The 8,111-nt window shown below is 63.6% G+C and carries 5 protein-coding genes and 1 tRNA gene; all 6 read left to right on the top strand.

Features of this window, described 5'->3' with window-relative positions; genetic code table 11:
- Positions 1 to 1,728: efflux RND transporter permease subunit (locus tag JHC36_RS05030; RefSeq protein ID WP_287916612.1), on the top strand; the 1,728-nt coding region annotated here is incomplete at its 5' end.
- A 73-nt stretch (positions 1,729 to 1,801) separates the two neighbouring features.
- Positions 1,802 to 1,888 (top strand) — tRNA-Leu (locus tag JHC36_RS05025).
- 30 nt (positions 1,889 to 1,918) lie between these two features.
- Positions 1,919 to 3,232: a trigger factor gene (gene tig / locus JHC36_RS05020; RefSeq protein WP_124219746.1), complete on the top strand. Its 1,314-nt coding sequence runs from the start codon at positions 1,919 to 1,921 to the stop codon at positions 3,230 to 3,232.
- Positions 3,233 to 3,466: 234 nt separating this feature from the next.
- A complete protein-coding gene (clpP, locus tag JHC36_RS05015) occupies positions 3,467 to 4,075 on the top strand; it encodes an ATP-dependent Clp endopeptidase proteolytic subunit ClpP (RefSeq protein ID WP_124219743.1) in 609 nt (202 codons plus the stop codon).
- Positions 4,076 to 4,210: 135 nt separating this feature from the next.
- Positions 4,211 to 5,476 (top strand): ATP-dependent Clp protease ATP-binding subunit ClpX, encoded by a 1,266-nt coding sequence (gene clpX / locus JHC36_RS05010; protein WP_287916608.1) that lies wholly within the window; start codon positions 4,211 to 4,213, stop codon positions 5,474 to 5,476.
- 151 nt (positions 5,477 to 5,627) lie between these two features.
- A complete protein-coding gene (gene lon / locus JHC36_RS05005) occupies positions 5,628 to 8,066 on the top strand; it encodes an endopeptidase La (RefSeq protein WP_287916606.1) in 2,439 nt (812 codons plus the stop codon).
- The last annotated feature ends 45 nt before the right edge of the window (positions 8,067 to 8,111 follow it).

The following is an 8,111-nucleotide window of genomic DNA, read 5'->3' as shown; positions in this document are numbered from 1 at the left end:
TGGGTGACCGCGGTGTATTTCGTGCCCTATCTCGGCGTGGTGCTGCTGCGCCAGCCGCCCAAGGCTGCGGCGGCGGGCAGCGGCGAAGGCGCGGGGGGTTGGGCGGTTGCCGGCGACGGACCCCACGAGGTCTTCGACTCGCCTTTTTACAACCGCTTCCGAGCCGCGGTGAACGGGTGCGTGACGCACCGCTGGAAGACGATCGGCGCGACGATCCTGCTCTTTGCGCTTGGCATCGTCGGCATGGGCAAGGTGCAGCAGCAGTTCTTCCCGGATTCCTCGCGGCCGGAAATCCTGGTGGACCTTTGGTTCCCCGAGGGCACTTCGTTTGCCGCCAACGAAGCGGTCGCCAAGCGGGTCGAGGCACGTCTTCTGGGCGAACCGGGCGTCACCGCCGTGAGCCAGTGGGTGGGTTCGGGTATACCACGCATCTACCTGCCGCTCGACCAGACCTTTCCGCAGACCAATGTCTCGCAGCTCATTGTGCTGCCCAAGGACCTGCCCACGCGCGAACGTCTGCGCAAGGCGCTGCCCGCGGTGCTGGCCCAGGAATTCCCCGAGGTGCGCGGCCGCGTGAAGCTGCTGCCCAACGGGCCGCCGGTGCCATATCCGGTGCAGTTCCGCGTCATCGGCGCCGACCCCACGCTGCTGCGCGAGCGGGCCGATGAGGTCAAAGCGGTGCTGCGTGCCAGCCCCCACCTACGCGGGGTCAACGACAACTGGAACGAGTCGGTCAAGGCCCTGCGCCTCGAAGTCGACCAGACCCGCGCGCGCGCGCTCGGCGTCTCGAGCCAGTCGATTGCCCAGGCCTCGCGCACGCTGCTGGCGGGCGCCACCGTGGGGCAGTACCGCGAGGGCGACAAGCTCATCGACATCGTGCTGCGCCAGCCGCTCGACGAGCGCAACGCCATCACCGCGATCGGCAACGCGTATTTGCCCACCGCCTCGGGCAAATCGATTCCGCTCACCCAGATTGCGCGGCCGGTCTTCACCTGGGAGCCGGGTGTGCTTTGGCGCGAGGGCGGCAACTACGCCGTCACGGTGCAGGGCGACACCACCGAGGGCTTGCAGGGCGCGACCGTCACCAACGAACTGCTGCCCGAATTGCGGCGCATTGAGCAGCGCTGGGCCGCGCAGGGGCCCGGGGGGTACCGCATCGAGGTCGCGGGCGCGGTCGAGGAAAGCTCCAAAGGCCAGTCGTCCATTGCGGCGGGCTTGCCCATCATGCTGTTCCTGACCTTCTTCCTGCTCATGCTGCAACTGCACAGCTTCAGTCGTGCGGTGCTGGTCTTCATCACCGGGCCGCTGGGCATCGCGGGCGTGGCTGGCGCCTTGCTCGCGCTCAACCGGCCATTTGGCTTTGTCGCACTGCTGGGCGTGATTGCACTCATGGGCATGATCCAGCGCAACTCGGTGATCCTGATCGACCAGATCGAACAGGACCGCGCGCGCGGCGTGCCGGCATGGGATGCCATCGTCGAATCCGCCGTGCGGCGGCTGCGGCCGATCGTGCTCACCGCGGCGGCGGCGGTGCTGGCGATGATCCCGCTCTCGCGCAGCGTCTTCTGGGGGCCGATGGCGGTCGCCATCATGGGCGGCTTGATCGTGGCCACCGTGCTCACACTGCTGGCCTTGCCCGCCATGTATGCGGCGTGGTTCCGCGTGCGGCGCGAGCCCGCCGGCGCGCCCGGCTCGGCGGAGGATAGCGCGGGGGCGGTTCCCGGTTAAACTTGAAGTTTCGCCGATTTCCTTGGGGTGGTCTGGCCAGCTCGCGCTGTCGACCACCCTTTTGTTCGGACCCGCGCGGGTGGCGAAATTGGTAGACGCACCAGGTTTAGGTCCTGACGCCAGCAATGGTGTGGGGGTTCGAGTCCCCCCCCGCGCACCACATTCCTTCATTCAAACAGAGAGCAATCCCATGGCCGTTACCGTTGAAAACCTCGACAAGCTGGAACGCAAGATCACTTTGACTCTGCCCATCGAGCAGATTCAGTCCGAGGTCGACGCGCGTCTCAAAAAGCTCGCTCGAACCGTCAAGATGGATGGCTTCCGCCCGGGCAAGGTGCCGGTCGGTGTGGTCGCACAACGCTACGGCTATTCGGTGCAGTACGAAGTCGTCAACGACAAAGTCGGCGAAGCCTTCGCGCAAGCCGTGCAGGAGGCCGACCTGCGCGTCGCGGGCGCGCCCAGTATTACCGAGAAGGAAGAGGCGCCCGAAGGAATGCTGGCCTTCGACGCCGTCTTCGAGGTCTACCCCGAGGTCAAGCTCGGTGACCTCACTACCGTCGAGGTTGAAAAAGTGGTGGCGGACGTGTCCGAAGAGGCCATCGACCGCACCATCGAGATTTTGCGCAAGCAGCGCCGCACCTTCGCCCAGCGTCCGCTCGACGCCGCCGCCCAGGATGGCGACCGCGTGACGGTCGATTTCGAAGGCAAGATCGACGGCGAACCCTTCGAAGGCGGCCGTGCCGAAGGCTTTCAGTTCATCATCGGCGACGGCCAGATGCTCAAGGAGTTCGAGGACGCGGTTCGCGGCATGAAAGTCGGCGAGAGCAAGACCTTCCCGCTGAATTTCCCGGCCGACTATCATGGCGCCGAGGTGGCTGGCAAGACGGCTGACTTCCTCGTGACGGTGAAGAAGATCGAGGCCGCACACCTGCCCGAAGTCAACGAAGCGTTCGCCAAGTCGCTCGGCATCGAGGACGGCAGCGTCGAAGGTTTGCGCGCCGACATTCGCAAGAACCTCGAGCGAGAAGTCAAATTCCGCCTCCAGGCGCGCAACAAGAAGGCTGTTCTCGACGCCGTCGTCTCCGTCGCTGAGCTCGATCTGCCCAAGGCCAGTGTCAAGGCCGAAATCGACCGCCTGGCCGACCGGGCGCGCGCCGAGCTCAAGCAGCGGGGCGTCAAGGACGCGGACAAGGCGCCCATTCCCGACGAAATCTTCCGTCCGCAGGCCGAGCAGCGGGTGCGCCTCGGGCTCGTCGTGGCCGAACTGGTCAAGGCCAATCAACTGCACGCCACGCCAGAGCAGGTGCGCGCGCATGTCGAAGAACTGGCCTCGAGCTACGAGCGTCCGGAAGAGGTGGTGCGTTGGTACTACAGCGACCCGCGCCGCCTGGCCGAGGTCGAAGCCGTGGTGATCGAGAACAACGTCTCCGACTTCGTGCTGTCGAAAGCCAAGGTTCAGGAGAAAGCCATAGGCTTCGACGAGCTGATGGCTCAGCAGGGCTGAGTTCCCGGGGAGTCGCTGGACTCCCTGAATCCGCGGAGGGGCTTGCAGGCGCGCCTGGCGTGCGGCAGGCCCTTTTTGTATGGTTGGCCACATGCGAAGAGGTCGGTAGGGTGCAGAGGCCTTTGTCTGCATATCACCGCCCAGAGCGCCATGCCACAGCCATCGCTTGCCAACGTTGCCCGTAGGCCGCCGTCAACTTGGTTAAAGTTGCGCTATTTCCAGGAGCGTGTATTCATGAGTCATCAGGTCATTCAAAGTCTGGGCATGGTGCCCATGGTCATCGAACAGTCGGGGCGGGGCGAGCGCGCCTACGACATCTATTCGCGTCTTCTGAAGGAACGGGTCATCTTCCTCGTCGGGCCGGTCGACGACCATTCGGCCAACCTGGTGGTGGCGCAGTTGTTGTTCCTCGAGAGTGAAAACCCGGAAAAGGACATTTCGCTCTACATCAACTCACCGGGCGGCTCCGTGTCGGCGGGCATGGCGATTTACGACACGATGAACTTCATCAAGCCCGATGTCGCGACCTTGTGCACGGGCTTCGCCGCCAGCATGGGCGCTTTCCTGCTCGCGGCGGGCGCCAAAGGCAAGCGCTACTCGCTGCCGCATTCGCGCATGATGATTCACCAGCCCTCGGGCGGCGCTCAGGGGCAGGCGACGGAAATCGAGATTTCCGCGCGCGAAATCCTCAAGACGCGGCAGTTGCTCAACAAGATCCTCGCCGAACGCACGGGGCAGCCGCTCGAGCGCATCGAGCGCGACACCGAGCGCGACTACTACCTCGATCCGCAGGAAGCCCTTGAATATGGCTTGATCGACCAGATCCTGACGAAGCGGGCCTGAGAGACTGAGAGGAGTCGGTCGTGCCCGCTTTGACGCCCCAAGGCACGCCCAACTCCCTCCCAGTCTCTGAGCCCGACCCAGTCCGGTCGACTCGCTATCATCGAGATTCACATAACCCACCAGGCAAACTGCTCAATGGCCAAGAAAGACGGTAACGGCACCGCGAAACCTTTGTATTGCTCGTTCTGCGGGAAGAGCCAGAACGAAGTCAAAAAGCTCATCGCGGGCCCGTCGGTGTTCATCTGCGACGAGTGCATCGAGCTGTGCAATGAAATCATCCGTGATGAGTTGCCTTCGAGCGCCATGCAAGACGCCGCGAAGACCGACCTTCCCACGCCCGCCCAGATCAAGGCCAACCTCGACCAGTACGTGATTGGCCAGGAGAAAGCCAAGCGCATCCTCGCCGTGGCGGTTTACAACCACTACAAGCGTCTGCGGCACCAGGACAAGGCTCGCAAGGACGATGTCGAACTGGCCAAAAGCAACATCTTGCTGATCGGCCCGACCGGCTCGGGCAAAACCTTGCTCGCGCAGACGCTCGCGCGGATGCTCGACGTCCCTTTCGTCATGGCAGACGCGACCACGCTCACCGAGGCGGGCTACGTGGGCGAGGATGTGGAAAACATCATCTCCAAGCTGTTGCAAAACTGCAATTACGACGTCGAGCGTGCGCAGCGCGGCATCGTCTATATCGACGAAATCGACAAAATTTCGCGCAAGTCCGACAACCCGTCGATCACCCGCGATGTCTCCGGCGAAGGCGTTCAGCAAGCGCTGCTCAAGCTGATCGAAGGCACGATGGCCAGCGTGCCGCCCCAGGGCGGGCGCAAGCACCCAAGCCAGGACTTCATCCAAGTCGACACCACCAACATCCTGTTCATCTGCGGCGGAGCCTTCGCGGGGCTGGAAAAAGTCATCGAGGCGCGCACCGAGTCTTCGGGCATCGGCTTTGGCGCGGCTGTGCGCAGCAAGTCCCAGCGCTCGTTGACGGAAATCTTCAGCGAAATCGAGCCTGAGGATCTCATCAAGTTCGGCCTCATCCCCGAATTGGTCGGGCGCATGCCGGTCATCGCCACGCTGGCCGAATTGACCGAGGACGCGCTGGTGCAAATCCTCACGGAGCCGAAGAACGCCCTCGTCAAGCAGTTTGCTCAACTGTTCGCGATGGAAGGCGTCGAACTCGAGATCCGGCCGGCGGCGTTGCGGGCCATTGCGCGCAAGGCCCTCCAGCGCAAGACCGGTGCGCGTGGCCTGCGCTCGATCCTCGAGGAAGCGTTGATGGACACGATGTTCGAACTGCCGAACCTGGGCAATGTCGAGCGGGTCGTGGTCGACGAGGCGACGATCGAGGAAAACAAGCCCCCGCTGCTCGTCTACCGAGAGGCGGCCCGACAGGCTTGACGGGCGCTCGTCGCGCGCCATCCCGGGCGCACGGCTTGTTCTCGCCATGCGCGGGTCAGCTGCCCGCCTGCAGCCCCATCGGCTGCGCCTCGTCTATTGAAAACGTCGGGCGCGCAGCCATCTTGGTAAGGTTATGAAAGGGGAATTTCCCATGTCTGGACACACGCCTTTACCTTCCACGCCGATCGACCTGCCGTTGTTGCCCTTGCGCGACGTCGTGGTCTTTCCGCACATGGTCATCCCGCTGTTCGTGGGCCGTGCGCGCAGCATCAAAGCCCTCGAGGCGGCGATGGCGTCCGACCGTCGCATCATGCTGGTCGCCCAAAAGACAGCGGCGAAAGACGAACCGATGCCGACCGACCTGTTCGAGGTTGGCACGGTCGGCAGCATTCTTCAGTTGCTCAAGCTCCCCGATGGCACCGTGAAGGTTCTGGTCGAGGGCTTGCAGCGCGCAACGATCACCCAGGTGGAGGCATCGGAAGACCGCTTCGTGGCGACCGTCGTCCCCGCGCCGCTGCCCACGGAAGCCGAGTTGCAAAGCACCGAGACCGAGGCCTTGCGCCGCGCGCTGATGCAGCAGTTCGACCAGTACGTCAAACTGAACAAGAAGATTCCGCCGGAAATTTTGAGCTCGATCGCGAGCATCGATGACCCGGGCCGTCTGGCCGATACGATCGCCGCGCATCTGCCGCTCAAGCTCGAGCACAAACAGATGGTGCTCGAGTTGATCGACATTGGGCCGCGCCTGGAAAATCTCTTCGAACAACTGGAACGCGAAGTCGAGATCCTCAACGTCGACAAGCGCATCCGCGGCCGCGTCAAGCGCCAGATGGAAAAGAGCCAGCGCGAGTTCTATCTGAACGAGCAGGTCAAGGCGATCCAGAAAGAGCTTGGTGAAGGCGAAGAGGGCGCCGATCTCGAGGAACTCGAAAAGCGCATCAAGGCCGCGCGCATGCCCGCCGAGGCTCGCAAGAAGGCCGAGGCCGAGCTCAAGAAGCTCAAGCTGATGTCTCCCATGTCGGCCGAGGCTTCGGTCGTGCGCAACTACATCGAGGTCCTGGTCGGCTTGCCGTGGAGCAAGCGTACCAAGATCAAGCACGACCTCGCCTACGCGGAAGAGGTGCTCAATCAGGATCACTATGGCCTCGAGAAGGTCAAGGAGCGCATCCTCGAGTACCTCGCCGTGCAGCAGCGTGTCGACAAGGTGAAGGCGCCGATCTTGTGTCTCGTCGGGCCGCCTGGCGTCGGCAAGACCTCCTTGGGTCAGTCGGTGGCCAAAGCCACGGGCCGAAAATATGTGCGCATGGCCCTGGGCGGCATGCGCGACGAGGCCGAGATCCGCGGGCACCGGCGCACCTACATCGGCGCCATGCCCGGCAAGGTGCTGCAGAGCCTCTCGAAGGTCGGCACGCGCAATCCGCTGTTCTTGCTCGATGAAATCGACAAACTGGGGATGGATTTCCGAGGTGACCCTTCGAGCGCATTGCTCGAGGTGCTCGATCCCGAACAGAATCACACCTTTTCGGACCACTACGTGGAGGTCGACTTCGACCTTTCGGACGTCATGTTCGTGGCGACCTCGAACTCGATGAACATTCCGCCGGCGCTGCTCGACCGCATGGAGGTGATCCGCCTGTCGGGCTACACCGAAGACGAAAAGGTCAACATCGCCATGCGTTATCTGCTGCCCAAGCAGATGAAGAACAACGGCGTGCGCGAGGGTGAGCTGGAGGTAGCCGAGGAAGCGGTTCGGGACATCGTGCGCTATTACACCCGCGAGGCGGGCGTGCGCTCGCTCGAGCGGGAGCTCTCCAAGATCTGCCGCAAGGTCGTCAAGAGCTTGCAGCTCCGATCGCTGACGGCGCCGGTTCGTGTGTCGAGTGAGAACCTCGACCAGTTCTTGGGTGTACGGCGCTACACCTACGGCCGGGCCGAGACGCAGAGCCAAGTCGGGCAGGTGGTTGGCCTGGCTTGGACCGAGGTTGGCGGCGACCTGCTCACCATCGAGGCGGCCGTGATGCCCGGCAAGGGCGGCATCATCCGCACCGGCATGCTCGGTGATGTGATGAAGGAGTCGGTGGAAGCGGCGCGCACCGTGGTGCGCAGCCGCGCGCGCCGGCTGGGCATTCCGGATGAGATGTTCGAAAAGCGCGACATCCACATCCACGTGCCCGACGGTGCGACACCGAAGGACGGCCCGAGCGCGGGTGCGGCCATGGTCACCGCGCTGGTTTCGGCGCTGACGGACATCCCGGTTCGGGCCGACCTGGCGATGACCGGCGAGATCACGCTGCGCGGCGAGGTCACGGCGATCGGTGGGCTCAAGGAGAAGCTGTTGGCGGCGCTTCGGGGGGGCATCAAGACGGTGTTGATTCCCGAAGAGAACGTGAAAGATCTCCAGGAAATCCCGAAGAACGTCAAGGATGGCCTGGCCATCGTGCCGGTGAAGTGGATCGATCAGGTGCTCGAACTCGCGCTCGAGCGCCAGCCCGTTCCGCTGAAGGACGAGGTCATCGCGGCGGCCACGCCGATCGAGCCGACTTCCGCGGCTGCGGTGGCGGGGGTGGTCGGCGAGCCGCTCAAACATTGATCGAGCGCGCCGAGAAAACCGCAAAAAGTTGGTATATAATTTCGT

Source organism: Tibeticola sp. (assembly GCF_022759015.1).
GTDB lineage: Bacteria > Pseudomonadota > Gammaproteobacteria > Burkholderiales > Burkholderiaceae_C > Tibeticola > Tibeticola sediminis.
Note: the sequence above shows the minus strand (reverse complement) of the source record. Positions and strands in the feature narration are given on the sequence as shown.